Origin of the sequence: Clostridium nigeriense, from assembly GCF_050585245.1 — a bacterium.
GTDB lineage: Bacteria > Bacillota > Clostridia > Clostridiales > Clostridiaceae > Clostridium > Clostridium nigeriense_A.
On sequence record NZ_JBNOOF010000006.1, the window covers coordinates 121,271 to 147,313 of the forward strand.

The window sequence follows — 26,043 nt, forward strand, 5'->3', positions numbered from 1 at the left end:
TAATTGTTTACTAATTCTTAACTTTTAATGTTTTTTTATTAAATAGAATAAATCCCATAATAGCACCTAAAACTAATCCCCCAAAATGTGCAAAATTATCTATATTAGATATAGTTAAACCTATAATTACATTTAATCCTATAGTTTCTAATATATTTTTAGCATAATTTTTCCCTATTCTATGTCTTTCCTTCAATCCAAATACTAGCATTGCTCCCAATAATCCAAATATAGCTCCAGAAGCTCCAACCGATATGCTCTTTGGACTAAATAAATAACTAAATATATTTCCTCCTAATGCAGATACGAAGTAAATTAGTAAAAACTTTTTACCACCATACACCATTTCTACCTCTTTTCCTATAATATTAAGAGCGCTCATATTAAAAAATATATGAATTAATCCACCATGTAGAAATGCAGCTGTAATTAATCTATAGAATTCTCCGTGATTTATCAGTACATTAACTTTAGCACCTATTTCAACTAATGTGTATAAATCTATATCTATTAAACTTCTTGCTTTTATTACTTCTATTAAATAAATAACTATATTTAATATTATAATACTGTATGTAAATTTAAAGTCTTTAACATTAATTGACTTTTTATTATCTACTTTTAACATATAATCTATTACTGGTATAAATGCCCTAGAGCCGTCACTACAATAAATAACTTTTCTATCTCTTAATGAAAAGACTAATTTATTGTAATAACTTTCTCCATAGCTTAAATAATCTTCTGAAGCCAAAACCACTAAATTAATTATAAATGGTTTATCTAAAGAATTAGATAAATACTCCTTAACTTCATTATATGAAATTTCTTCTTCAGAATCCTTAACCACTAGTACTGCTACATATGCCTTATCTATATCTAAAAGACCTAGCCATTTATCTTTTCTATGATAATTACTATAATAATTTCTCATAAAAAATTTCATTTCTTTCGTTAATATATTAAAAAATACTTTTTCAAACTTTTCCAAAAATTATCCCCCTAGCAATAAAAATTAATAGGGCTATTGCATAATATAGTTATGCAATACCCCATTTTGTAACTCTTCTATTAATTAATTTCCTTATCTAGCATATCTAATAATTCATTAAATCTTTCTATAGTGGCTTCTAAAGGTTTTGAAGTAGTCATATCAACTCCAGCCTTCTTTAATATATCAATTGGATAATCACTTCCACCACTCTTTAAGAAATCTATATACTTAGGAACAGCGTTTTCTTCCCCATCTAATATTGCTTTTGCAAAAGCAGATGCAGCCGCATAACCAGTAGCATATTGATAAACATAAAAATCTGAATAGAAATGTGGTATTCTTGCCCATTCAATATCTATTTCATTATCTACTACCATTTCTGGTCCAAAGTACTTAACATTTAATTCATGCCATGCCTTATTATAATCTTCTGCTGTTAAAGGAATTCCCTTTTCTAAAGATTCATGAGTATAAAGTTCAAATTCAGCAAACATAAGTTGTCTAAATACAGTAGTTCTTATTTGCTCTAGTTCTTGATTTATTAAATAAAGCTTTTTCCTCTTATCCTCTTCTTTATTGATTAAGTGATGAATAAGTAATGCTTCATTAGTAGTTGAAGCTACTTCTGCACAGAACAATGTATATCCAGCATAAATATATGGTTGTTCTTTTCTTGAATAGTATGAATGTATAGAGTGTCCCATTTCATGTGCTAATGTTGAAACATCATTCAGTTCATAATTATAGTTTAAAAGCACATATGGTAAGGTTTCATAACCTCCCCAAGAATAAGCTCCACCTCTTTTACCTTTATTTTGATAAATATCTATCCAACCTTCTTCAACTCCAGATTTAAAAATATCTAAATATTCATTTCCAAGGGGATTTAAACCTTCTATAACCATTTTTACAGCCTTATCAAATTCAATATGTTCCTTAGGTATTTCAATAACTGGAACATATAAATCATACATATGCATTTCATCTAATCCTAATAATTTTTTCTTTAATGATACATATCTATGAAGAGATTTTAAATTTTCATCTATAGTTTTAACTGCATTTTTATATACTTCAACAGGAATATCATTTGGTTTTAATGATGCTTCAAGAGCAGAACTATACTTTCTTACTTTAGCACCAAAATTAAAATTCTTAATTGAACTACTTAATGTAGTTGCAAAAGTATTTTCTAAATCCTTATATCTATTAAACAAAGTTTCAAAAGCATCTCTTCTAACTTTTCTATTCTTACTTTTAATAAAAGCAGAATAGTTTCCTTCAGTTAATTCAACCTCTTCTCCATCCTCATCTATGATATTTCCAAATTTCATATCAGCATTAGATAACATATTATGAATAGCAGATGGTGCTTCTAAACAATCTGAAACAGATGCTAAAAGTTCTTCTTCAGCCTTACTTAATATATGAGGCTTTTCTTTTAATATTCCTTCAAACATAAACTTATATAATTTTAAGCTTTCTGTATTAATTATAATATTTCTTATTAATTCCTCATCTTGAGATAAAATTTCAGGAACAAAATATGCTGTATAAGATGCATATTCAGCCATATATGCATCCACTTTATTCATCATAGTTTGATATTTAGAATTAGATGTATCCTCATCGCATTTTAAATGTGCATAAACATATATAGTTTCTGCTAAAATTCCAAGTTCCACATACTTATCTAAAAATGCTTTTATATTTTCTTCATTATTTAACTTTCCTTCAAACTTCTTAAGAGAAGGTGCTTCTTTTTGTAATTTTTTAAAAGCTTCCTCCCATTCTCCATCAGTAGCAAATATTTTATCAATCTTCCACTTGTACCTGTCATCAATTTCTTCTCTTTTTTTCAATACCTTTAAATCACTCATTATTCGCGCCTAATTAATAGGCCCTCCTCTCTAATTATATTCTTCTTCCTTTCCTTCAATAGCGTTAAATACTTCTTCCATTGAAGATTCAATTATTTCTACGCATCTTGTTAATCTTTCCTTCATAAATTCATAATCATCTACATAGTTAAATTTTATTAAAAATGTAGGATTGTATTCATCTAATACATCTTCTATCTCAAATTCTTCCTTTACGAAGGCTTCATAATTAAATAAATCATATATAGCTGAGTATTCCCATTCTTCTACATCTTTATTTGTATCAAAAAATAAATTAACCTCTCCATTTAATACGAAAAGCTTCTTAACAAATAATGCTCCTTCTGAAACTTGAAAACTTCCAAGTTCTTTAGTTATAAATCCTGTCTCCTTATCTTTTTCCATTAAAACTAAACTTGAAAAATCCATTTATCTTCCTCCAAAACTTTTACTTTTGTTTTTCTACTATATATTATATATTTTATTTATATTATATAGCAATATATGTATTTAATCCATGTCTTAAAAATTATTATTTAGTTAAAACTATTAATAAGTTGACTATTTATATTTACTTATTATATCTAAACTTTATAGATAAATACAATTTACAGAGTCTACTTGAAAAGTAAAGAAAATATTTTATAAAAAGTAATTCTTGCAAATCATTTGCATTATCATATATAATTATTCTAGACTATTTAGGAGATGATTTTTAATGATTGATATAAAGAACCTATGTTTTTCATATACAAATAAGCAGCCATATTTACTTAATGATATTAACTTAAATTTACCTAAAGGAATTTACCTATCTATTGTAGGTGAAAATGGTAGCTGTAAAACTACGTTAATAAAATTAATTTTAGGTTTATTAAAACCTACATCTGGAAGTATTGAAGTTAATTCTAAGGATATAGCTTATGTTCCACAAAGACTAGACTCCTTTAACTCACAATTTCCAATAACAGTTAAAGAAGTTTTGTCATGTCACAAAAAAACCTTAAAAGATAAAACTATTAATATAGACTCAGCTCTAAAAGCTGTTAACATGATTGAATATAAAGATAGACTTTTAGGTATGTTATCTGGTGGACAACAACAACGAGTTTTAATTGCACGTGCCTTAATGGGTAATCCAGATATAATTATTCTAGATGAGCCTTCTACTGGAGTTGATGAAGGAAATCAAAGGGAAATATATGATATTTTACAAAAATTAAATCAAAAAGATAAAAAAACAATAATTTCAATAGAACATAATTTAGATATTGCTTTAAAAAATTCAACTCATATTTTAAAAATTGAGAATGCTAGCGTAAAATTATTTACAGTAGAAGAATTTGAAGAATTTAGAAGAAAAAGTTTTAATAATTAATTTATTTAGGAAGGTTAGATTATATGTTTCAGTTAGATTTTATGCAAAATGCATTTATAGCAGGCTTTATTATATCCATCTTATGTCCCTTCATAGGACTTTTTTTAGTACTTAGACGTTATTCCATGATTGGAGATACTTTATCTCATTCATCTTTGGCCGGAGTTGCTATAGGATTAGTTATTGGAATTAATCCATTAATAACCGCTTTTTTATTTACTACTATATGCGCAATTATTATAGAATTACTAAGAAATTATTATAAAAAATATGCAGAATTAGTTATGTCCCTTGTATTAACCTTTAGTTTAGGTATAGCGATTATATTAATTAGTAGTGGTAAAGCTTCTGCAAAAGTTAATTCATTTTTATTTGGTAGCATACTAACAGTATCTACTGAAGATATCTTTTTAATATTAATAGTAGGATTAATTTGCTTAGTTACTTTAATATTCTTATATAATAAACTTATATATATTACTTTTGATGAAGAAGGCGCTAAAACCTCTGGTATAAAAGTAAAACTAATAAACTATATGTTTACAATATTAGTTGGTGCGACTATTTCAATGTCTATACAAGTTATGGGTATACTGGTAATTTCTTCAATCATGATAGTTCCAGTTGCTACAGCGATGCAATTAAAGAAAGGTTTTAAAGTCACACTATTCTCATCAATATGTTTTGGAATAATTGATATTATGGTTGGATTAATATTATCATATTATATAAATAGTGCTCCTGGTGGTACAATTGCTATTACTTCAGTTTTCACTTTAATAATAGTAATTATATTTGATAGATTTTTAAAGAAATAATTTAAAGTTTATATAATTTTCTAAAGTAAAATAGGATAAATATTATCTTACTTACGACATTTAATAAATACAAGTCGATTTTAGATAATATTTATCCTATTTTCATCTATTTCTTATTTCTTTTACATTCATCACAAATTCCATTTAACTCTAGTTTATGTTTAGTTAAACTGAAACCTACCTCAGCTTTAATAGCTTCTTCTATTTCTTCCATTGGACATGGTATCTCAACGCATTTATGACAAACATCACATTGTAAGACATGCTTATGACTTTCCTTTTTTAGTATATATATGGATGGACCATCAATATTTATTTTTTTTATTACATCTTTTTCTTCTAATAAATCTAAAGTCCTGTAAATAGTACTAAGATTTAAATTATTTCTTTGATTCTTACACTCAATATATATATTTTCTGCGGAAAGTCCCTTATCTGATGTTTCTATTATATTTAAAATTGAAATTCTACCTGCTGTTACCCTAATTCCATTTTCTTTTAAATAATTTTTCCAGATCATTTTCTTCTCCTAACGTTATAATCTTTATTTAATTATATCACTATTATACTAGTTAATAAATATTAAAAAAATATCATTTCTAGTCCTAGTATCAATAATATTATCCCTCCTAAAAGATCTGCATATTTACATATAAAATCTACTTTTCTTGCATATCTACATAAGAAAAACCCTGTTGTACATAAAAACAATGTAATTAGACCAACTAATATTGAATTTATAAATAAAGCAATAGAACTCACTTCATGGAAAGCAGTAAATCCAACTACTAATGCATCAACACTAACAGACATCCCTAATATTACATACATAGATTTATTTATTAATATTGAATCATCCTTATTATCATTTTTAAAAGCTGAAATTATCATTACAAATCCTATTAATGAAATAATAAATCCTCCTATCATATTAGGAATTGACACTACATATGTATCAAAAAATCTACCAACTATTCCACCTAAGAAAATAAATAAAAATTGAAAAAAGGCAAAGGAAATTATAAATCTAATTTTATTTTTCTTAACTAAATATGGATTTATACCCAAACTAATACTAAGACCAAGAGCATCCATTGACATAGCTACTCCTATTAAAATAACATCTCTCAATTCCATCTTATAGAAAATCCTCCAAAATATATAATTATGATCTATATATAATTATAAAGTGTAGTATTTATGTATTATTTTTTTGAATAAGTACTTTTATTAAATTTATTTTTATTGTATATTATTAAATAGAGTATATGATATTCGGAATAGTATATCACATTTTGTATTTTTTTATAAAGGAGAGTAACTCAATGGCAAATTGTATAATAGCACAATCTGGAGGTCCAACATCAGTAATTAATTCAAGTGTAGTAGGTTTAATACATGCAAATAAGGATATCAAAGCCTTTAATAAAGTATATGCAGGTTTAAACGGAATAGAAGGAATTTTAAATGGAAATATTGTAGACTTATCTTCTTTTTCTGATAGTGAAATAAACACTTTTAGATATACACCATCTTCTGGTCTAGGTTCTTGTAGATATAAAATGAAAAATTTAGAAGAGTCTACTGAAGAATATGACAAGCTTTTAGATATTTTAAAAGCTAATGATATAAATGCCTTTTTCTATGTTGGTGGAAATGACTCCATGGATACTATTGCTAAATTAGGCAAATATGCTAAAAAAACTGGTATTGATATAAAGTTTATAGGAATTCCTAAAACTATAGATAATGATTTAATGTTTACAGATCATACTCCTGGTTTTGGAAGCGCAGCGAAGTTTATTGCAACTACTGCTCTTGAAACTTATTTAGATTCATCAGTTTACATAAACAATGGTATTTTTATATTAGAAACTATGGGAAGAGATACTGGATGGCTAGCAGCTTCTGCTTGCATGGCTAGAATAAATGGACAACCTATTGCAGATTTCATATATCTACCTGAAGTTGCTTTTAATATAGAAGACTTTCTTTTAGATATTAGAGAAAGATTTGAAAAAAATAATAAAGTATTTATTGTCGTTTCTGAAGGAATTAGAAATGCTGAAGGTACATTTATAACAGAAGTTAAAAGTCAAGCTCACGATAAATTTGGTCATGCTCAGCTAGGTGGAGTTGGAGCTTATCTTAAAAACTTAATAATTAATTCAGGTATAACTAATAGAGTTAAATCCTTAGAACTTGGTGTTTTACAACGATGTGCTATTCACTGCGCTTCAGATTTAGATTTACAAGAAGCCTTTGATGTAGGATACTCTGCTTTAAAATTTGCTTTAGAAGGAAATAGTGGTTATATGGTAGCTATAAAAAGAGAGTCAAGCTTCCCATATAAAGCTTCTCATATTCTTATAGAAGCAGATAAAATAGCCAATAATGTTAAATACTTTCCTAAAGATTTAATAAATGAAAGAGGAAATCATATAAAAGAAGAAGCTTTAGAATATTTCTTACCTTTAATATCAGGAACTCCTTCATTAGTAATAGATAATCATTTACCAAAATTCAAAGCTATTTCAAAATAATTGAAAAATGGAGCTGTCTTTTGATAGCTCCATTTTTTAATTATTACCATTACTATGATTTTTATTTATTTCTTAATTTGCGTAGGCTATAACCTTAGAGTATAATAAAATTGTTAATTTTGAAATTAAGTAATTAAGTTTATATATTTATCACTTTTTTATTATTGGAGGAAAAAATGGTAGTTTTAAGTTGTAAAGATATATCGAAAAGCTATGGGATACAAGAAGTATTAAAAAATGTTACTTTTTCTATAAATGAAGGAGATAAGGTTGGTATTATTGGAGGTAACGGTGAAGGAAAATCTACATTATTTAAAATAATATCTAAAGAAATCACTCAAGATGATGGTGAAATATTTATAGATAAAAATAGAACAATTGGATACCTATCTCAACATGTAAATTTAGATTTAGAAAATACAATATATAATGAAATGAATTTAGTATTTAAAGATCTTTTAGAAATTGAAAACAAACTTCATACTTTAGAGGTTAAAATGGCTGAGCCTTATGATGAAAATAATGCTGCTTATCATGAAAAAGTTATTAAAGATTATACAACTCTTCAAGATCTTTATTCTAATAAAGGTGGTTATACATATAAAGGTGAAATTTCTAGAGTATTAAAAGGTCTTGGCTTCTTAGAAGATGATTTTGATAAAGTGATACATACATTAAGTGGTGGTCAAAAAACTAGAGTATCTCTTTGTAAGCTATTATTAAAAAATCCTGATATTATTTTATTAGATGAACCTACTAACCACTTAGATTTAGAAGCTATTGAATGGCTTGAGGAATATCTTAAAAGTTATAAGGGAACTGTACTTGTAATTTCCCACGATAGATTTTTCTTAGATTCAGTAACTAATAATACTTTTGAAGTAATTAATGGTCATGTTAATTGTTACAATGTACCTTATACTAAATTTATTGATCAAAGAAAGAAAAATTATGAAGCTCAGCTTAAAGCTTATAACTTACAACAAGCTGAGATAAAAAGACAAGAAGCAATAATTGAAAAATTTAGAAGCTTTAATAGAGAAAAAAGTATAAGAGCTGCTGAAAGTAGAGAAAAAGCCTTAGAAAGAATGGAAAAAATCGATGCTCCTGATAAGGAAAAAGATGCTTCTAAAATTAAATTTGAAGCCTCAGTAAAAAGCGGTCATGATGTTCTTCATATAGAAAATCTTGCTAAGAGTTATGGTGAAAACAAATTATTCTCTAATCTTAACTTAGATCTTAAAAGAGGTGAGAAAGTTGCTTTAATAGGTGAAAATGGTAGAGGTAAAACTACATTATTTAAGATAATTTTAAATACTATTAAAGCAGACTCAGGGAAAGTTCTTCTCGGTACAAATGTAAATGTCGGTTATTATGATCAAGAACAATCTGACTTAAATTTAGATAAAACTATAATAGATGAAGTTTGGGACGAGTTTCCAACATTGACAACTTCTAAATTAAGAGGAGTTCTTGCTTCTTTCTTGTTTAGCGGAGATGATGTTTTCAAGGTTATCAATACTTTAAGTGGAGGCGAAAAATGTAGAATAAATTTATTAAAATTAATGCTTTCTAGATCCAACTTATTGTTATTAGACGAACCTACTAACCATTTAGATATAATGTCTAGGGAAGCCTTAGAAGATGCACTATTAACTTATGATGGAACATTAATGGTTATTTCTCACGATAGATATTTCTTAAATAAAGTTATTAATAGAATACTTGAACTTCAAGAAAATGGTGTTAAAGAATTCTTAGGAAATTATAGCTATTATCAAGAAAAGAAAATTAATCCAAATAGATTTGAAGTTCTTGAAGAACTGGCTAATGGTAAAACTAAAACTCAGCTTAAGGAAGAAAAAAAGAAAAAAAGAGAACAAGAAAAAGAAGAAAAAGCTCAAAAGCTTAGAGTAAAAAAAATAGAAGAAGATATAGCTAAAAGCGAAGAGACCCTTCTTTCTCTTCAAGAACAACTTTGTCTTGAAGAAATCTATTCCAACCCAAATGAAAGCGAAAGAGTTAGTAAAGAAATAAAATATTTAGAAGAGAAAATTACTTCCCTTTATGAAGAATGGGAACTACTGGCATAAAATTTATCTATCAATTTCATAGCTCAATGAAAAATAAAAATTTAAGTAGCTGTCGCATAAAGACAGCCAAATTAATAAAACTACTTTAATGAAAAAAACTCCTTAGGGAGTTTTTTCATTAATTTTTCATTTTACATTATTAATTTCCCATTTTTTATTTGCTTCCTGTTGAACCAAAGCCACCTCTATCAGCATTACCAAAAGATTCAACTTCTTCAAATTCTATTTCAGGCATTACTTCCATTATTCTAAACTGCCCAATCTTATCACCTTTTCTAATCCATGTTCCATCTTCTTCTACGTCATTAATAATTTCTTTATCCTTACATTGAAGACAAAAAACAGGCATATGCCATTGATCATTATCACCTATATAAGAATCATCAATTACTCCAATTGAATTACTAGTAATTACCTTCCAAGTTTTAAATGTAGAACTTCTAGGCGCCAAATGTCCTTCCCATCCTTTTGGTAGCTCTAAAGCAAATCCAAGGGGTATCATTGCACCTTCTCCAACTCTTACAAAAACATCCTTATTAGCATAAACATCAATCCAATTTCCTTTTGAAATTTTCATTAACTTAGTAGCACCTTCAAAGTATTTTATCCTAATCTTCATATGTATATCTCCCCTTCATTTATATATTATCTATATTATTTTATAGTAATAGTTAAGAAAAATAAAGCTTACAGCTACTTTAAAAAATATAAAATAACTATAAGCTTTATTTTTAAATTATAAATAATCTAGAATTTATCTTCTATAATAAGCTGCTTTAATCTTATTAACTACTAACACAGTTGAGTTTTTGTTATTTTTATCAATTATAACTTCATTCCAGTTATAATAAATAGGTTTTTCAAAAAATCTTCTATCTACTATGGAAATAATTCTATAGCATGCATTAGGCAGATTATCAAAAGTTACTTTACCTAAACTGTCAGTAAACTTTGAGTCATATAGTTTAGGAGATACTCCATTTAATAGATATAAATTTATTCTAGCACCCTTTAGTTCTACTCCCTCTTTACCTCCAAGCTTTGAAAAAACTTCAATAGTTCCCCTTTCTTCAATTACTTCTTTATTAGAAGATTCCCTTTTTTCATTATAAAAATTATTAGCTTCATTTTCACTAAAATACTCATTATTAATTTTTTTATTACTTTCTTTATTAGACGTATCAGTATATTCTTCTTCTACACTATCATTAGCCACATAATTTTCTTCTAATTTATTATTAGACGAATATTTTTCTTCTAAATTGTTCTCTATCTCAGCATATATACTATGATAATTTCTTGAGAACTTTTCTTCTTCCCATGGATTCTCAGTATTTATTGTACTACTATCAACAATATTATCTTCGACTTCACTTCCTATTAAATTACCTTCTTCTACACCATTATTCTCTACTACTATATTTTCTTGAAATTCATCTAAATCATTTTCTATAAATTTTTCTTTTTCATTATATTCTATGTTATTACTATTTACATTAACATCTTCATTTATAGTGCTTTCATTACCTACTTCATCACCAACGCTAATAAATAGATTTACATTGCCATTTTCATCTACAGTATATTGTTTATTCTCATCATTTTGATATTGATCATCAATTACTATTTTCATTATAACCTCCAAAGCACAATATAGTTACATAATATGATTTCTATATATACTTTGTGATTAATTAAAAATAAAAAAATTGAAAATTTAATTTTTAAAATTTTTAATAATCATCTTACACCTATACTTAGTAAAATAAATATTTCCTTATTATTAATTATAATTGGATTACTAAGCTTTTTAATAATATTATCTACTAAATCAGTAACTTGTTTTTTTACCAGTTATTCAATATTTGACTAATATAAATTTATTTCCACTATATCTAGCTAAAAAACGAATCTTCTATATTCATATTAATTATTATTCTTGAAAATTCACATAATAACTTATCATCAGAATCCTGTAAATAAGTATTATTTACATACTTAAAGCTATCTAAATTAATAAAAATAAATGCTACTTTATAACTTATATTTTCTATTATTTTATTAACTTCCTTAATAAAGTATCTTCTATTAGAAATTTCTATTACTTTGTCTTTAATTGATAAGTAATTAATTTCTATCTTTTTTTCTTTTCTATTAGTAATATTTTAAAAATTCTTCATTAATAAACATATCCTCTACAATCATGATAAAAAACCTAAAATTTATTTTACAACTCTCTCTATTCATCCTTACCATCACTATCCTCTTAATATAGTTAAATAATTACACCTTATTATTTTCCATATATTAACAAGATATTATACCTATAAATGTATTTACGAAAACTAAAAAATCATTTTCCAGTTAATAAGTATTTTATTTTATAAAATTTTAGGAATACTAATATTGTTAACTAAATTTGGGAGGTGATTAAAATTAAATCACGAATTTTTTTGAAAATCCTGTTACTACTACTTATATGTACTTTAATACCTACATATAATGTTTTTGCTCTAAATGAAAATGAAGACACATCTTCTGAATCTACCAAAAATAAAGTTGTTTACATTACCTTTGATGATGGTCCTGGTGGAAAAGTAACAACTGATGTTTTAGATACATTAAAAAAAGAAAATGTTCATGCTACCTTTTTTGTAATAGGATCACAAATTGAAGGACAGGAAGATATATTATTAAGAATGAAAAATGAAGGTCATAGTATTGGTCTTCATAGTTATTCTCATGATAGAGGTAAACTTTACTGTAATAATGACAACTTTTTAAATGAGATGATTAAAGGACAAGAAGCTATTTATAAAGTTACAGGTGAAAAATATAATATTTTAAGATTTCCTTTTGGATGTAACAATATGAGTTATAAATTAACTGAAGAATTAGTTAATATTCTACACAAAAATAATTTCAAAATTTATGATTGGACTTTAGATAGTGGTGATGGTGCAAATTATAAATCTGCTCCTGAGACTATAATAAGAAAAGCCTGTAAAGCAGATGATAATGTTGTAATTTTAATGCACTGTAATTTTATAAACAAAACCTCTGCTAAAGCGCTACCTTCTATAATTAAATATTATAAAGATAACGGATATGAATTTAAAACTATAGATGAGTCAACTCCAGAAATATATAAAGTTATAAAAAAATAATTTTATATATCTCTCTTTACGAATAACATTAAAAATAAGGTATAGATTTAATTATAAAATTTAAAATCTATACCTTTAAAATATATTAATAAAGAAAATCTATATCTTACTATTTTACAACTAAAACTCCTGATGCTTTTAATGAAACTCTTATTGCTTTATATAATATACTTCCAAGTATCACATTCATAAATGCTGCTGGTAATACAACAACAGTTACTAAAGCTGTAAAACTTCCTGGAAGACCTACTAATATACTTGCTGATCCCAAAAATAAGAATCCACTTACTATACTTCCAATGCTTAGAGCAATTAAAATTTTAATATTATCACTTACTCTACTTCCTATAGCTTTAAATAAAAAATATATAACATGTCCTGTTATTATCTTGTCAATAATATTCGGTAGTTGTCCACCTGGAAATTTTGTAGTTAAAGCAGCGAAAATTCCTATAATTATACTTGAAATTAATGTTGTCTTATAATTTCCATTAATTAATATAATTATAAATAACATTGATAATGAAAAATCTGGTTGCATCGGTAATCCTAGGGCTGGTGTTATTTGATGTAATAAAGCTCCTATTGCTATTAATATTGCATTCAGTATCATTTTTTTAACATTCATATTTTTTTCCATAATAATTCTCCTTTTTATTTTATTTTTAATACCTATTATCGCCTCTACTTCATAACATAATTACCAGCTCCTTACATTTGTTTTAAAATAAAAAAACGTCCTATACAAAATGTATAGGACGGTATTATCCGCGTTGCCACCTAAATTGCTTAAAATAAGCCTCTCTCTTCAGGTACTAACATACCCTATTCCCTATATCGTGGGACATACGGTTCAACTACTTTAATAAATTTCGTATCACACCTCAGAGGCCCATTCACTATTTGCTACAGTACTGAAATCACACCACCTTCAGCTCTCTTAAACCTTACATAATAGTTACTCTCCCTCGTCAAAGGAATTAGTATATATTTTACTTACTAATATAATATTATCTTCACTATTAAATGTCAATACCCATTTGGAATTTTTTCCTATTAGGTATTATAACCATAAAGATAAACAATGTTAATAATAATATTCCTTTCACTATACTTGTACCACTAATACTCCACCAAACTCCATTTAATTCTAAAGTAGTCATTCCACTTAATATTAAAGCAATTGGTATTCTAAGTCCTGTAAGTATTATACTAACCCAAGATGGAGTAACTGTATTACCTAATCCTGAAAAAGCTCCAGCAGTAGTTATTTCAATACACATAAAAAATTGTGAATATCCTAATATTCTAAGATAAATAGCTCCTGCTGATATAGCATCAGTTTCTGGAATAAATATAGAAAATATACCTTTACCAGCAAAAACTAATAAAATAGTGGAAAATATTCCAATAGTGCAAGCCATTATCATAGTAAATTTATAACCTTTTAAAATTCTATCCCATCTATTGGCCCCATAATTTTGACCAACAAAAGCTGTCAAAGCTGCTGCAAATCCTTCTGCTGTCATCCAAGATATAGCTTCAATTTGTGAACCTACTTTTTGTACAGCTATAGCAACAGCTCCATATGAAGATACTACTCTTCCTAGTATCATTGCAAAAAATGAAAATCCACAATTTTGAACGGCAGTTGGTATTCCAAGCTTACAAATTTTCAAAATTATATCTTTATCTATGTATTTTTTATTTTTCAAACTTATGCTATATCCATTTTTAATAAAAGATGCTATAAAAATTACTGTAACTATTGCTTGAGCACTTATAGTAGCTAAAGCTGCTCCTTCAACCCCTAATCTAGGAAAACCAAATAATCCAAATATTAATATTGGATCAAAAACCATATTAAAAATTAATCCAATAGCATTTATTAAAAATGGAATTTTACTACTACCCGATGCATTAAATATACCTGTAAATAAAGGATTTAAAAAACTAAATATCATGCCAATAGATACTATAACTAAAAAATTAATGCCCATTTCTACTATTTCAGGATTTCCTAATTTAAAAAATCCTATAAGTGGCTTCCTAAATATTATTAAAATTATTGTATAAATAATAGCTATCATAATATTAATAATTAAACTATTATAAATATATTTATTTTTTTCTTTTATGTCTTTTTTACCTATAGATTGAGAAACGCCAATTTCAGCTCCAATTTTAGATATAAAAACTAATGCACTACCAAACCATGTAAAAAATCCAGCTGTTCCAACAGCCGCTACTGCATCACTACCAATTCTTCCTACCCAAATCATATCTATCATGTTATATGCCATTTGAATAAAGGAAGTGCCTAAAATTGGAAGTGATAATTTAAATAAAGTACTTGATATATTTCCTGAAACTAAATTTACTGATTTCTTCATAAATCCCCCTAAATTAATAAAAATATATATCAATAGATTTTAAAGACACGAAAAATTAAAGTCTACAGTACTGGTCAGTATCTGCAAACTTTATTTTAATTTTATCTTAAACCTATCTATAACTTTTCTTAGTTGTTATTATATTTATTCAACATATTTATAACATTTTCAAAATCTTCAGGCTTACTATAATAGTAACCTTGTATAGCATCACATTCTATGCTTTTTAAATATTCAACTTGTTCTTTATCTTCTACACCTTCTGCTACGACAGTTATACCTAATTTATGAGATAACAGAATCATATTTTCAATAACATACCTACTTTTATGATTATCTATCATATCAACAATAAAACTTCTATCTAACTTTAAAACATCAATAGGAAGCTTTGTCAAATGATTAAATGATGAATATCCTGTACCAAAGTCATCTAAAGCAATAGATGCCCCTAACTTCTTTAATTCTAATAAATATTCAATATTTCTATCTACTGATTTCATTATCATACTTTCAGTAATTTCTATTTCTATGTACCTTGGTGAAACATCAAACTCATCAATTAATAAATTTAAATATTCCACAAAATCTCCTTCTCTTAGTTGAATTTCTGATAAATTAACTGCTATTTTAAAATCATCATAACCCTGTAATATCAAATATTTAACTTTTTTAAAGACTTCTCTTAATACAAACTTTCCTATAGGTATTATTAATCGTGTACTTTCTGCAACTGGAATAAATTCACCTGGACTTACAACCCCTATTTCGCAACTTTTCCACCTTAATAATGCTTCAAATCCATTAACTTCATCGTCTCTTAACGTAATTTTAGGCTGAAACACCACAAACATTTCATTATTATCTAAAGCTGTTCTAAGGCCTCTTTGAATTGAATATATCCTATTTATCTCTCTAGATATATTACTATTAAACATTTGCCATTGGTTTTTTCCATTACTTTTCGCCCGATACATTGCTACATCTGCATTTTTAAGTAAAACTTCAAAACTTTCTCCATCATCTGGAAAAAATGTTATTCCAATACTTGCTGATGTGAATATTTTCTTACCATTTATGTTGTATGGAGACTTTAATATTCCCTTAATCTTCTTAATAATATCCTTAATATCTTTTAAATTATCTATATAAGGAATAAATAATAAAAATTCATCTCCAGCAAACCTGCATAATACCTCATTAAAATTAAATAACTTCTTTAAATCATCTGAAAACTTTTTAAGAAAAATATCTCCACAATTATGCCCATAAGTATCATTAATAAATCTAAAATTATCTATATTAACAAGAATTAATACGCCTCTACTCTCTAATATACTAAGGCTTTTTAATATTTTTTCTGTAATATTCTTAAAATGTTTTTTATTATTAAGTCCCGTAACTTCATCATAAGAAGAAACATATTCTAGTATTAATGTAGCCTCTTTTTCATTAGTTATATTATGTATATACCCTTCAAATTTTAATAGCTTTCCTTCACTATCTAGCTTTGAAAATCCCTTTACACTAACCCAATGTTCTTCTTCAAAATTATTAACTAACTTAATTTCAAATTCCTCAGTGTTTCGTCTTAAATCTTGAACTAAAGTATCTATATAATCCTTATGGATATATTTTTTAACTTCATCAAAGGTCATTATTATAAATTCATCATCATATCCTAGTACGTCTCTGTTGTTCCCATAAAATATTACTAAATCTTTTTCCTTATCTGCATAAATAAATAGTCCCTTTATGGACTTTATAAAAGATTTCTTTAATTTTAATAAAAATTCTTCATTTTTATTTATATTGAAAAATTCTTTATCATATTTGTTAAAGGAACTAATATCTTTATAATTATTCATTTTTTAATCATACCTATAGTCCTTTTCAAAGTTAATTTTAAAAATAATTATTATTTTTCATCCTCTAACTTTACTTTCTTTTTAGAATTTTCCTTATTATCATTTATTAATGTTGCAACTAAAGCCGCACCTGCTGCTACTACAACTGCTAATTTACCAAGTTTTTTAATTTTCATAAACTATCTTCCTCCCAAATACTTATTTAAATTGATTTATATTTTCGTCGTATTTATATCCTATTGAACTTAACTTTTCTTTTAGTTCTTCTTCATTAATATCAATATCATCGCATAAAGAATTTAAGTTAGAGTAAAAATCTCTAAGCTTCATGTTTACTATGCTTAATAAAATATTAGGGTCCATAGATTTAAATTGTTCATTATCCATAATTACTCTCCTTTTGCATAATTATAACTTTAAATCTTAAATAAAATATAACATATATTTTTTAATAAAAAAAGTATAATATTCTATAAAGTGCTAAAATTTAAATACTAAGAAAAAACTGCTTAAAAGATATCTCTTCTAAGCAGCTTTTAATCACAAAATTATTTATTTTACTTCTGGTACTTTAGAAGCTTCGCTTTTTTTAGGAGACTTATATCTCTTTTTTTCCCAATATGCTTGTTGATCTTTCTTAGCCATAAAATCACCTCCGCTATACCATTAGTATAAATAATATAGCTTTAATTATTCTTCGTCGTAAACTTCTAAGTATTTTGTTTTTACTCCATTCTTTTCCCATCCAAGAATAGAATCTAAACTAACATTTTCTGCAGACTTAAATATAGATTTTTCAACTCCATCAAAGTTTTTCTTAAGCTCCTTAATTAATTCCTTGATTTCGTATCTCTTATTACCTATCTTTTCAGCAGCTACCATACATGCACAGTTTAACGGCCAAATACCTGCATTGTTAGTAAATCTCTTTATATATTCTTCCTCTACATAATATAAAGGTCTTATAAGCTCCATATCTTCAAAATTTGCCGCTTTCAACTTAGGTAACATAGTCTTAAAATTACCTGCATATAAAACATTTAAAAGCGTTGTTTCTATAACATCATTATAATGATGTCCTAAAGCTAATTTATTACATCCAAGCTCCTTAGCCTTACTATATAAAGAGCCTCTTCTCATTCTTGCACAAAGATAACACGGATAATCTCTTGCCATCTTATCAACGACTTCAAAAACCTTACCTTCATATATATGTACTGGTATTCCTAAGTGCTGACAGTTTTCTATAAGTAATTCCTTTATTTGTGGATGATAGCCAGGATCCATTGCAATAAACTCTAATTCAAAGTTCATTTGCCCATGCTTCTTTAATTCTTGGAAGCATTTTGCCATTAATAAAGAATCCTTACCGCCAGAAATGGCTACCGCAATTTTATCGCCTTCTTCTACTAGCTTATAATCCTTAACTGCCTTTACAAATTTAGTCCATATATGTTTTCTATATGTTTTAACAAGGCTGCGTTCTATCTCTTCTAAAGTCTTTTTCTCTTCAGTAGGAATAAGTCTTTCGCAACCTTTTCCAGCTATGCTAACCAATTTATCACCTCATTTAATAATACTTATCAATTATAACATCTTTTACTCTCATTGTCTTTAACTTTAATATTCTCTTTTTCCCTTTATTGCTTGTGGATAATCAAAAATATTATATGGATCATATTTAGCCTTAATTTTTCTCAATTTACTTAAATTCTCCCCATAATATTCTTTTTCATAATCATTTAACTCATCTATAGGAAAATTAACAAAGGATCCTTCAGTCAATTCTTTTATAAGTTTAAAGTTTTTACTAACCCATTCTTCATTAATTGAAGCATATTCATCCTTTTCCCAAACTGATTGAATTCCCATAATAAATCTTGCATCTCTATAATAGTAAGCAGTAGAAAACTTATCTATATCAGCTACAGCTCCACCTAAACCGTATAATGAAACTGCAGTATACTGGAATCCTTCTGCTGGATTACTTATTATTTCTATTAATCTATTTATCTCTTCCTTTGTATAATCCCTATTAACATATCTTCCAGTAGATTTATATTTTTCATAATCTGGATGGCTATCCTGAATCCATCTATTACATTCTAAAATACTCTTATCTTCAATATTTACTTCAATTTCTTTAGAAATATTTAATATTGAGCTTAGTATTCCTTTAGCTTCTTTAGCACTTCCATAGAATAATCCTGTAAATTTTACTCCTTGTCCCTTTGATGCTGAATTGTATATTGCAGTTTTTAAATTCATTCTTCTATCTAAACTCTTAAACATTTCTTGAAGTCTTAATATAACTTCTAGTATTATTTCATTATTAGCATTAGGATAATTCACATGAATTAAGCTTCCCATATCAACTTTTTTCTTTAAGCTTATAGTCATTGAAGTTATTACTCCAAAGTTGCATCCACCACTTCCCATAATTGCCCAAAACAAATCACTATTTTCATTTTTGTTTGCTATTAATTTATCACCTTTATAATTAATTATTTCTGCTTCTAGCAAACTATCAGAGGCTAGTCCTAAATATCTACAAGAGTAACCCCAACCTCCTCCAAGAATTAAACCTGGTACACCAACAGTAGGACATCCACCTCCAGGAAAAGCATAACCTCTATTTCCTAAACTTTCATAAACTTCCCTATTTCTAACTCCCCCACCTATTTTTACATATCCTTTTTCTTCATTTATATGTATTTTATTAATTTCACTAACATCAATTACTATTACATCATTTCCTGTTGAATATCCTTCATAACTATGGCCTCCAGATCTAATTCTAATTTCTTTGTAATTTTCTCTAGCCCATTTTATTGCATTTATAACATCTTCTTCATTATAACAATATACAATAACCAAAGGATATCTTACTATAGCTCTATTCCAAGACTTTATACTTTCTTTATATTCAATACTATCTTTTGTGATTACCTTACCTGTTAGTCCTATATAATTAACTTTATTCATTTCTACACCTTCTGTAAAATATTATACTAAGATGATATCATATCAAAATTTAAAATTAAATAATAAACTGTTAAATAGATTCTTTTAAGTCAGCTACAAAATTAAAACGTCTCAAAATATAATATTTTTTCTTATATTTTGAGACGTATGATTACTTAAATTATTATATTATTTACACTACTATTATTTTTTTCTTTTTGCCATAGATACCCCAATTATAGATACTATTGTTCCAAATAAAACTATTGCTGTAGATGAAGTTCCTCCTGTAGTAGGTAAGCCATTATTATTTTTATTTTCTCCATCATTAATATCATTTTTATTTGCTTTTAAGTCATTAATTGCTTTATTTAATTTATTTTTTACAGCATCTACTTCCTCTTGAGTGGCATCTTCCTTGTCTAAAATTTCCTTAGCCTCTTTTAATATAGTTATGAAAATTTCATAACTTTCCTTTGTATAATCTTCTTTCTTTAAAGCTTCTGCTCCAATTATTAAATTTTTCAATTGTGTTTTATCTACTTCTACTGGATTTTCATCATCTACTTCCTTTAAACCTTCTATTGCTTTATATAATAGAGATTTAATATTATTTATTTCTTCTTGTGTTACATCCTCTTTAGATAGAATAACCTTAGCTTCTGTCAATATCTCAGAAAACTTTTTCCAGCTCTCTTCAGTATAGTCCTCTTTCTTTAAAGCATCTGCCATTGTTATTAATTTATTTAATTCTGTCTTATCTACTTCTATTGGATTTTCATTATCTACTTCCTTTAAGTCTTCTATTGCTTTATCTAATAGAGATTTAATATTATTTATTTCTTCTTGTGTTACATCCTCTTTAGATAAAATGGCCTTAGACTCTGTCAATATCTCAGAAAACTTTTTCCAGCTCTCTTCAGTATAGTCCTCTTTCTTTAAAGCATCTGCCATTGTTATTAATTTATTTAATTCTGTCTTATCTACTTCTATTGGATTTTCATTATCTACTTCCTTTAAGTCTTCTATTGCTTTATCTAATAAAGATTTAATATTATTTATTTCTTCTTGTGTTACATCCTCTTTAGATAAAATGGCCTTAGCCTCTGTCAATATCTCAGAAAACTTTTTCCAACTCTCTTCAGTATAGTCCTCTCTCTTTAAAGATTCTGCTACTGTTATTGATTTATTTAATTCTGTTTTATCTACTTCTGTTGGCTTTTCATTTTCATTAATTTCTATCACTGCTGGATTAAGTGATGTATTTCCTGCCTCATCAAATGCTATTACCATTATAATATAGCTTTTACCATATTCTAATCCTGTTAACTCATAATTTGTATTTTCTGTTATACCTAGTAAAGTTCCATTTAAATATATCTTATATCCCTTTACTCCTTCATTATCTATGGATGCATCCCATTTAATAATAGAAGTTGGAATTTGATTTGTACTAGCTTTTAAATTTTTTACATCACTTGGCCTTTCTTTATCTAATGCAACTTTAGTTGTCACTTTAATACTTGGAAGTTGTGCTTCTATATCATTTTTATTTACTGCTTTAACTTTAAATTCATACTCTGTTCCTGGAAGTAACTCATTTACTCTATAATATAATCCTGTAATACTATCTAGTAATATTTCTTCACCTGTTGATTCATTGATTTTATAAACATTATACTTTACTGCATCTGAAACTGAATCCCATCTTAACATTAATGTAGATGATTCAACTCCTATAGCCTCTAACTTTGCATCTCCTATTTCTGGAGGTGTTGTTATAGGTTTTTCTTCTAATGCTAAAGCTGCATCATTTAATGCCTTTGTTGCTAATTTAATATCTTGATCATTTGCATTATCATTATTCATTGTATTTACTGCATTATTATAAGCTTCCTTAAATATTCTCCATGTTTCTTCTGTATAATCTTTTTCTACTTTATTTTTATTATTTTCAATACTTGTTTGTAATTCATTTTTATCTATTGAAGAATTATCTTCAGGTAAAAATACTTTAAAATAATCAATATTTACCTGATATTTTCCAGAACGTTCCTTAGCAATTAACTTAATGGTATGTTCACCATTTTGTAGATTTTTAAAAGATACAAGCTGTGCTTGCCCTTGATCATTTCCTTCCAAAGAATAATTAGTTGTTTCTCCTCCATCAATAGAAATGTCAAAGCTAGCAAAATTAGTATGCTTATGAACATAAACCTCTATTCCAGTTCCACTAAATGTGTATTCAATACTACTACCTATAGCTTCAGCTCCAGTTCCAGTTTCAGTCTTAGTACCACCATGATGTTTAGTTGCCTCTCCTGCCCATGTTGACCAATTACCGGTCCATTTATATTCAGGATTTTTTATCCATCCATTATTATTTACAGCATCCTCTATAATAGATTCACTTATTGAACCTGGTATAGCAATTTTAATATCTACTGAATCTTTTATTAATTCATTTTCCTTAGATGTAGCTGTAACTCTAACATCTCCATTATTTGTATTTATAGTCAATAAACCATTTTCATTAATAGTTGCAAGATTAGTTGAATTGCCTAATTTATCTGTAACCTTCCATTCCACTTCTTTATTTGTTGCATCTTTAGGTGAAATATTAGCTATCATTTGTAAATTACTATTAGCTTTACTTAAAGTGTATATACCTGACTCTGAAGCTACATCAACACTTGTTACTACTGACGTTGTATTATCTATAACCTTAAATGCATCTAATTCTACTTTAGCCCTGCTTGCACTAGGATTTTTTGTTGCAGTTGCTCTAAGTTTAATTGTATGCTTTCCCTTTTCTAAATCATTAATAGTATATATAACCTTTTTTCTTCCTGTAGATGAACTATAGGTATCTACTTCCCCCTTACTAACACCATCAATAAAGACTTCATACTTACCCCTATCTGCATTAGTAACTGCAATCACTTCTATACCTGTACCTACAAAAGTTAGCTCAGCTGTTTCATTTCCAGTCGGATTTTCTAAATATTTTACTGTGCCTGCATAATTAACTCCTTCAGACCAGTTTCCCCAATTTCCTACATAAGTTATACGAGAATCTTGATCATCAATATACCCTGCCATATTTCTTAAATCTTTTACAGTAATTGAATCTGATAATTTAGTTTCATTTCCATCAATAACTGCTGAAACACTATATTTAAATGTTCCTAAAATATCTTGAGCATTTTCATCTATTAAAGATGTAGATTCTATATTCTTACCAACTAGTAATAAATCTCCCTTATCTATTTGACGATAAACATTATAAGTTATATCCTTTCCTTCTACAGCATTCCATTCTAAATCAACAGTTTCATCACTTGTTCTATAAGCATTTAAATTAGTTGGTGCATCTAATTTTGAAGTTGGAATATTTGTAATTGTATAAGTCTCACCCTTTACTGTATCAAAAGATATTTTTTCATTTTCTAAAGCTGTATAATTGACTAAATTTCCTTTAGAATCTTTAACAACTGATAACCCTATATTTTCGTATTTTGCAATACACTCCCCACCATTGTTTGAAGTGATTGTAAACTTAGTAGCTTGCTTATCTTTCCATTCCATACCAATTTCAAAGTTTCCTCTTGCAACTAAGCCAGATACAGAACCATCTGCCCATTCATCAGGCATAGCAGCCATGAAATTAATATATCCCATATTACTTTGCATAAGCATTTCAGCTACTCCTGAAGTCATTCCAAAATTCCCATCTATTTGGAATGGTGCATGAGTATCCCAAAGATTTGTGAGAATGCCACTCTTAAATAATGTACGAATTAAACTATAAGCACGATTTCCATCTCCTACTCTTGCCCATGTATTAATTCTTTGCCCCATTGCCCAGCCAGTGCTTTGGTCACCACGATCATTAAGTGAAACAATAGCTGCTTCAAGTAACTCTGGAGTTTCTATAGAAATTAAATCTCCTGGAAATAACCCTAAAAGATGAGACATATGTCTATGTCCTTTTTGTCCCATGCTTCCTAAAGTAGTTTCTTCATACCATTCTTTAATTTGACCACTATCACCAATTTCAATTGGTCCTTTTAAATTTTTTTGTATATTTTCCCATTTTTCAATTTTCTCTTGATCCTCGCCTACTAATTTTGCTGCTGTTATAACATCTTCATACATTTGCCAAATTAAAGATTGCTCATAAGTATTTCCATTTGTTCTTGGTCCATGTTCTGGAGAATATGCTGGTGAACAAACTAATTTACCAGTTTCAGGATCTTCAATTAACATTTGCTCATATAAAACAGCCTCTTCCTTTAACATCGGATAAATTTTAGTTTTCATAAATTCTAAATCGCCAGTATACTCATAATATTCCCAAACATTTTGTAAAATCCAAGGCACTGCTGCTGGAGACCATCCCCAATCAAAACTCCAACCTGGCGCTGTCCATCCAAATGGAGTGTTTTGTGTATGAGCCATAAATCCATTTTCTTCATTATCGTCAGTACTTTTTATATTTGCATAAATTTCAGCAGTAACTCGTCCTGGCTCCCTTAATGATTCTACATAATCAATTAATGGTAATGCGGTTTCTGCCATATTAGTAGAATATGATGGCCAATAATTCATTTGTAGGTTAACATTCATATGATAATCTGAATGCCATGGAGAATTATTTGCGCCTGCCCATACCCCTTGTAAGTTAGATGGTAATGATCCATCACGTGAAGAAGCTATTGATAAATATCTTCCATATTGAAATAACATAACCTCAAGATATCTTTGTTCAGATTCTGCTGCAGTCCCATTATTATAATTACTTAAAAGCTTGTCTGTTGTCATACCTGAAGCTGTTTGCCCTAAATCCAAATCTACTCTAGAGAAAATCCCTTGATAATCTGATAGATGTGACTCTAGAAGACCTTCATATCCTTTTTTACTTGCCTCTACAATACGGTTGTTAACTCTGGTTTCTAGTTCTTCATCAGTTTCCCCTGTTCTATAATTAGGATATTCATTTTTATAATCTGTCGCTATTGAAGTTATTATAATAACTTCATCAGCCTCTTTTACATTTACCTTTCCATCTTCTAAATCAGTAATTGTTCCACCACTATTTATTACTTTAGTCTGGGAATTAAATTTCATTTGATTATCATCTAACTCACCAGAAATAGTGATTAATCCATCCTTTGCAGTTTTAGTAAATGTACGTGTATACCCATTATTGGTATTAGGTCCTTCACCTGCAGTGTTATCTGGTTCTACTCTAACATCTAATGATAACTTACCTTTTTCACTAGCTGAAAGTTTTGTAACCATAACGTTATCAGGATAACTTATAAAATATTCTCTCTTATAGTTAACGTTATCATAATTGTAATTCACACTTGAAATTGCAGTATTTAAATCTAAATCACGTGAATAATTTTTTACATTATTAAATTTTATATTATCTTTAAAATCTAAATACATATTTCCATAACTTAGAAAATAACCATACCCTTGTGTTCCTGCATCATCACTAACTCCAGTTAATTTATTACATAAGCTATTAGCTGTCTCTGTATCTCCTCTAGCAAATGCATCTTGAATTGCCTTCATTATTGGAACATCTACTCCATCAACTTCAACAGTTGCATTAGATTCTATGTTTCCTCCGTTATAGTCAGGTCGACTTTCACTTGGCCCACCAGACCAAAGTGTTTTTTCATTTAATTGAATTCTTTCGTATTCAACACCACCAAATATACTTGCTCCCATATACCCATTACCTAATGGCAATGACCACTTTTCCCAACCACTATAGCTATCCTCTGCTGGAGAATCATACCATAATCGTAAATCATTATTGCTTGTATCTTTATCAGTTTGTAGATTGACATCAGCTGAAACTACTGTACTCAGAGTTGATAACAACATTGTCGCACTTAGCATTAGTGATAAAATTCTTTTTTTCACTT

Annotated in this window: 21 protein-coding genes and 1 other annotated feature; of the genes, 5 read left to right on the forward strand and 16 right to left on the reverse strand. The window is 27.5% G+C overall.

Going from position 1 to position 26,043, the window contains the following annotated elements:
• Positions 1–10 precede the first annotated feature (10 nt).
• The 3 genes from ACQPUY_RS11005 to ACQPUY_RS11015 form a co-directional block, all read right to left on the reverse strand.
• Positions 11–991 carry a rhomboid family intramembrane serine protease gene (locus ACQPUY_RS11005; protein WP_430841273.1) on the reverse strand — a complete coding sequence of 327 codons (981 nt, stop codon included), beginning with the start codon at positions 989–991 and terminating at the stop codon, positions 11–13.
• 80 nt (positions 992–1,071) lie between these two features.
• Positions 1,072–2,874 carry an oligoendopeptidase F gene (gene pepF / locus ACQPUY_RS11010; protein WP_430841274.1) on the reverse strand — a complete coding sequence of 601 codons (1,803 nt, stop codon included), beginning with the start codon at positions 2,872–2,874 and terminating at the stop codon, positions 1,072–1,074.
• 30 nt (positions 2,875–2,904) lie between these two features.
• On the reverse strand, positions 2,905–3,303 hold the full coding sequence (locus ACQPUY_RS11015) for a DUF6762 family protein (RefSeq protein WP_430841275.1): 399 nt from the start codon (positions 3,301–3,303) through the stop codon (positions 2,905–2,907).
• A gap of 289 nt (positions 3,304–3,592) precedes the next feature.
• On the opposite strand from ACQPUY_RS11015, the gene ACQPUY_RS11020 reads away from it, so the two are divergent.
• Positions 3,593–4,252 (forward strand): metal ABC transporter ATP-binding protein, encoded by a 660-nt coding sequence (locus ACQPUY_RS11020; RefSeq protein WP_430841276.1) that lies wholly within the window; start codon positions 3,593–3,595, stop codon positions 4,250–4,252.
• 23 nt (positions 4,253–4,275) lie between these two features.
• The gene (locus ACQPUY_RS11025) at positions 4,276–5,070 is read left to right on the forward strand and encodes a metal ABC transporter permease (RefSeq protein ID WP_430841277.1); all 795 of its coding nucleotides are present in this window, start codon (positions 4,276–4,278) and stop codon (positions 5,068–5,070) included.
• Between the two features lie 106 nt (positions 5,071–5,176).
• Here ACQPUY_RS11025 and ACQPUY_RS11030 read toward each other — a convergent pair whose 3' ends face one another.
• Together ACQPUY_RS11030 and ACQPUY_RS11035 are read right to left on the reverse strand one after the other, a co-directional pair.
• Positions 5,177–5,590 (reverse strand): Fur family transcriptional regulator, encoded by a 414-nt coding sequence (locus ACQPUY_RS11030; RefSeq protein WP_430841278.1) that lies wholly within the window; start codon positions 5,588–5,590, stop codon positions 5,177–5,179.
• A 62-nt stretch (positions 5,591–5,652) separates the two neighbouring features.
• Entirely contained in the window at positions 5,653–6,207 is a 555-nt protein-coding gene (locus tag ACQPUY_RS11035) for a manganese efflux pump MntP family protein (RefSeq protein WP_430841279.1), read from the reverse strand.
• Between the two features lie 188 nt (positions 6,208–6,395).
• On the opposite strand from ACQPUY_RS11035, the gene ACQPUY_RS11040 reads away from it, so the two are divergent.
• Positions 6,396–7,613 carry a 6-phosphofructokinase gene (locus ACQPUY_RS11040; protein ID WP_430841280.1) on the forward strand — a complete coding sequence of 406 codons (1,218 nt, stop codon included), beginning with the start codon at positions 6,396–6,398 and terminating at the stop codon, positions 7,611–7,613.
• 176 nt (positions 7,614–7,789) lie between these two features.
• Entirely contained in the window at positions 7,790–9,706 is a 1,917-nt protein-coding gene (gene abc-f, locus ACQPUY_RS11045) for a ribosomal protection-like ABC-F family protein (RefSeq protein ID WP_430841281.1), read from the forward strand.
• A gap of 154 nt (positions 9,707–9,860) precedes the next feature.
• On the opposite strand, the gene ACQPUY_RS11050 is transcribed toward abc-f, so the two are convergent.
• The 3 genes from ACQPUY_RS11050 to ACQPUY_RS11060 form a co-directional block, all read right to left on the reverse strand.
• A complete protein-coding gene (locus ACQPUY_RS11050; protein ID WP_430841282.1) occupies positions 9,861–10,325 on the reverse strand; it encodes a dUTP diphosphatase in 465 nt (154 codons plus the stop codon).
• A 135-nt stretch (positions 10,326–10,460) separates the two neighbouring features.
• On the reverse strand, positions 10,461–11,339 hold the full coding sequence (locus tag ACQPUY_RS11055) for a calcium-binding protein (protein WP_430841283.1): 879 nt from the start codon (positions 11,337–11,339) through the stop codon (positions 10,461–10,463).
• A 262-nt stretch (positions 11,340–11,601) separates the two neighbouring features.
• Complete coding sequence (locus ACQPUY_RS11060; RefSeq protein ID WP_430841394.1) at positions 11,602–11,868, reverse strand: GGDEF domain-containing protein; 267 nt, start codon at positions 11,866–11,868, stop codon at positions 11,602–11,604.
• A gap of 291 nt (positions 11,869–12,159) precedes the next feature.
• Between ACQPUY_RS11060 and ACQPUY_RS11065 the strand changes: the two genes are divergently transcribed.
• Positions 12,160–12,873 (forward strand): polysaccharide deacetylase family protein, encoded by a 714-nt coding sequence (locus ACQPUY_RS11065; RefSeq protein WP_430841284.1) that lies wholly within the window; start codon positions 12,160–12,162, stop codon positions 12,871–12,873.
• A gap of 109 nt (positions 12,874–12,982) precedes the next feature.
• Here ACQPUY_RS11065 and ACQPUY_RS11070 read toward each other — a convergent pair whose 3' ends face one another.
• From ACQPUY_RS11070 to ACQPUY_RS11105, 8 genes are all read right to left on the reverse strand, one after another.
• A complete protein-coding gene (locus ACQPUY_RS11070; RefSeq protein WP_430841285.1) occupies positions 12,983–13,513 on the reverse strand; it encodes a tryptophan transporter in 531 nt (176 codons plus the stop codon).
• A 111-nt stretch (positions 13,514–13,624) separates the two neighbouring features.
• Positions 13,625–13,857, reverse strand: a binding site (T-box leader).
• 38 nt (positions 13,858–13,895) lie between these two features.
• Complete coding sequence (locus ACQPUY_RS11075; RefSeq protein ID WP_430841286.1) at positions 13,896–15,266, reverse strand: MATE family efflux transporter; 1,371 nt, start codon at positions 15,264–15,266, stop codon at positions 13,896–13,898.
• A 128-nt stretch (positions 15,267–15,394) separates the two neighbouring features.
• On the reverse strand, positions 15,395–17,134 hold the full coding sequence (locus ACQPUY_RS11080) for a sensor domain-containing protein (protein ID WP_430841287.1): 1,740 nt from the start codon (positions 17,132–17,134) through the stop codon (positions 15,395–15,397).
• Positions 17,135–17,184: 50 nt separating this feature from the next.
• Entirely contained in the window at positions 17,185–17,310 is a 126-nt protein-coding gene (locus ACQPUY_RS11085; protein ID WP_430841288.1) for a hypothetical protein, read from the reverse strand.
• Between the two features lie 22 nt (positions 17,311–17,332).
• On the reverse strand, positions 17,333–17,521 hold the full coding sequence (locus ACQPUY_RS11090; RefSeq protein ID WP_430841289.1) for a DUF4250 domain-containing protein: 189 nt from the start codon (positions 17,519–17,521) through the stop codon (positions 17,333–17,335).
• A 303-nt stretch (positions 17,522–17,824) separates the two neighbouring features.
• Positions 17,825–18,691, reverse strand: a complete 867-nt coding sequence (locus ACQPUY_RS11095) for a tRNA 2-thiocytidine biosynthesis TtcA family protein (RefSeq protein WP_430841290.1) — start codon at positions 18,689–18,691, stop codon at positions 17,825–17,827.
• A 63-nt stretch (positions 18,692–18,754) separates the two neighbouring features.
• Positions 18,755–20,119, reverse strand: a complete 1,365-nt coding sequence (locus ACQPUY_RS11100; protein ID WP_430841291.1) for an FAD-dependent oxidoreductase — start codon at positions 20,117–20,119, stop codon at positions 18,755–18,757.
• A gap of 183 nt (positions 20,120–20,302) precedes the next feature.
• Positions 20,303–26,041, reverse strand: coding sequence for a glycosyl hydrolase family 95 catalytic domain-containing protein (locus tag ACQPUY_RS11105; protein ID WP_430841292.1), 5,739 nt, complete (start codon positions 26,039–26,041; stop codon positions 20,303–20,305).
• Positions 26,042–26,043: the final 2 nt, after the last annotated feature.

What these genes read in the sequence shown, in the direction of transcription:
- ACQPUY_RS11055 (WP_430841283.1), bottom strand. Translation starts at nt 11,339, where the DNA reads ATGAAAATAGTAATTGATGATCAATATCAAAATGATGAGAATAAACAA.
- ACQPUY_RS11090 (WP_430841289.1), bottom strand. Translation starts at nt 17,521, where the DNA reads ATGGATAATGAACAATTTAAATCTATGGACCCTAATATTTTATTAAGC.
- ACQPUY_RS11040 (WP_430841280.1), top strand. Translation starts at nt 6,396, where the DNA reads ATGGCAAATTGTATAATAGCACAATCTGGAGGTCCAACATCAGTAATT.
- ACQPUY_RS11100 (WP_430841291.1), bottom strand. Translation starts at nt 20,119, where the DNA reads ATGAATAAAGTTAATTATATAGGACTAACAGGTAAGGTAATCACAAAA.
- ACQPUY_RS11015 (WP_430841275.1), bottom strand. Translation starts at nt 3,303, where the DNA reads ATGGATTTTTCAAGTTTAGTTTTAATGGAAAAAGATAAGGAGACAGGA.
- abc-f (WP_430841281.1), top strand. Translation starts at nt 7,790, where the DNA reads ATGGTAGTTTTAAGTTGTAAAGATATATCGAAAAGCTATGGGATACAA.
- ACQPUY_RS11035 (WP_430841279.1), bottom strand. Translation starts at nt 6,207, where the DNA reads ATGGAATTGAGAGATGTTATTTTAATAGGAGTAGCTATGTCAATGGAT.
- ACQPUY_RS11080 (WP_430841287.1), bottom strand. Translation starts at nt 17,134, where the DNA reads ATGAATAATTATAAAGATATTAGTTCCTTTAACAAATATGATAAAGAA.
- pepF (WP_430841274.1), bottom strand. Translation starts at nt 2,874, where the DNA reads ATGAGTGATTTAAAGGTATTGAAAAAAAGAGAAGAAATTGATGACAGG.
- ACQPUY_RS11070 (WP_430841285.1), bottom strand. Translation starts at nt 13,513, where the DNA reads ATGGAAAAAAATATGAATGTTAAAAAAATGATACTGAATGCAATATTA.
- ACQPUY_RS11050 (WP_430841282.1), bottom strand. Translation starts at nt 10,325, where the DNA reads ATGAAGATTAGGATAAAATACTTTGAAGGTGCTACTAAGTTAATGAAA.
- ACQPUY_RS11030 (WP_430841278.1), bottom strand. Translation starts at nt 5,590, where the DNA reads ATGATCTGGAAAAATTATTTAAAAGAAAATGGAATTAGGGTAACAGCA.
- ACQPUY_RS11025 (WP_430841277.1), top strand. Translation starts at nt 4,276, where the DNA reads ATGTTTCAGTTAGATTTTATGCAAAATGCATTTATAGCAGGCTTTATT.
- ACQPUY_RS11020 (WP_430841276.1), top strand. Translation starts at nt 3,593, where the DNA reads ATGATTGATATAAAGAACCTATGTTTTTCATATACAAATAAGCAGCCA.
- ACQPUY_RS11075 (WP_430841286.1), bottom strand. Translation starts at nt 15,266, where the DNA reads ATGAAGAAATCAGTAAATTTAGTTTCAGGAAATATATCAAGTACTTTA.
- ACQPUY_RS11085 (WP_430841288.1), bottom strand. Translation starts at nt 17,310, where the DNA reads ATGAAAATTAAAAAACTTGGTAAATTAGCAGTTGTAGTAGCAGCAGGT.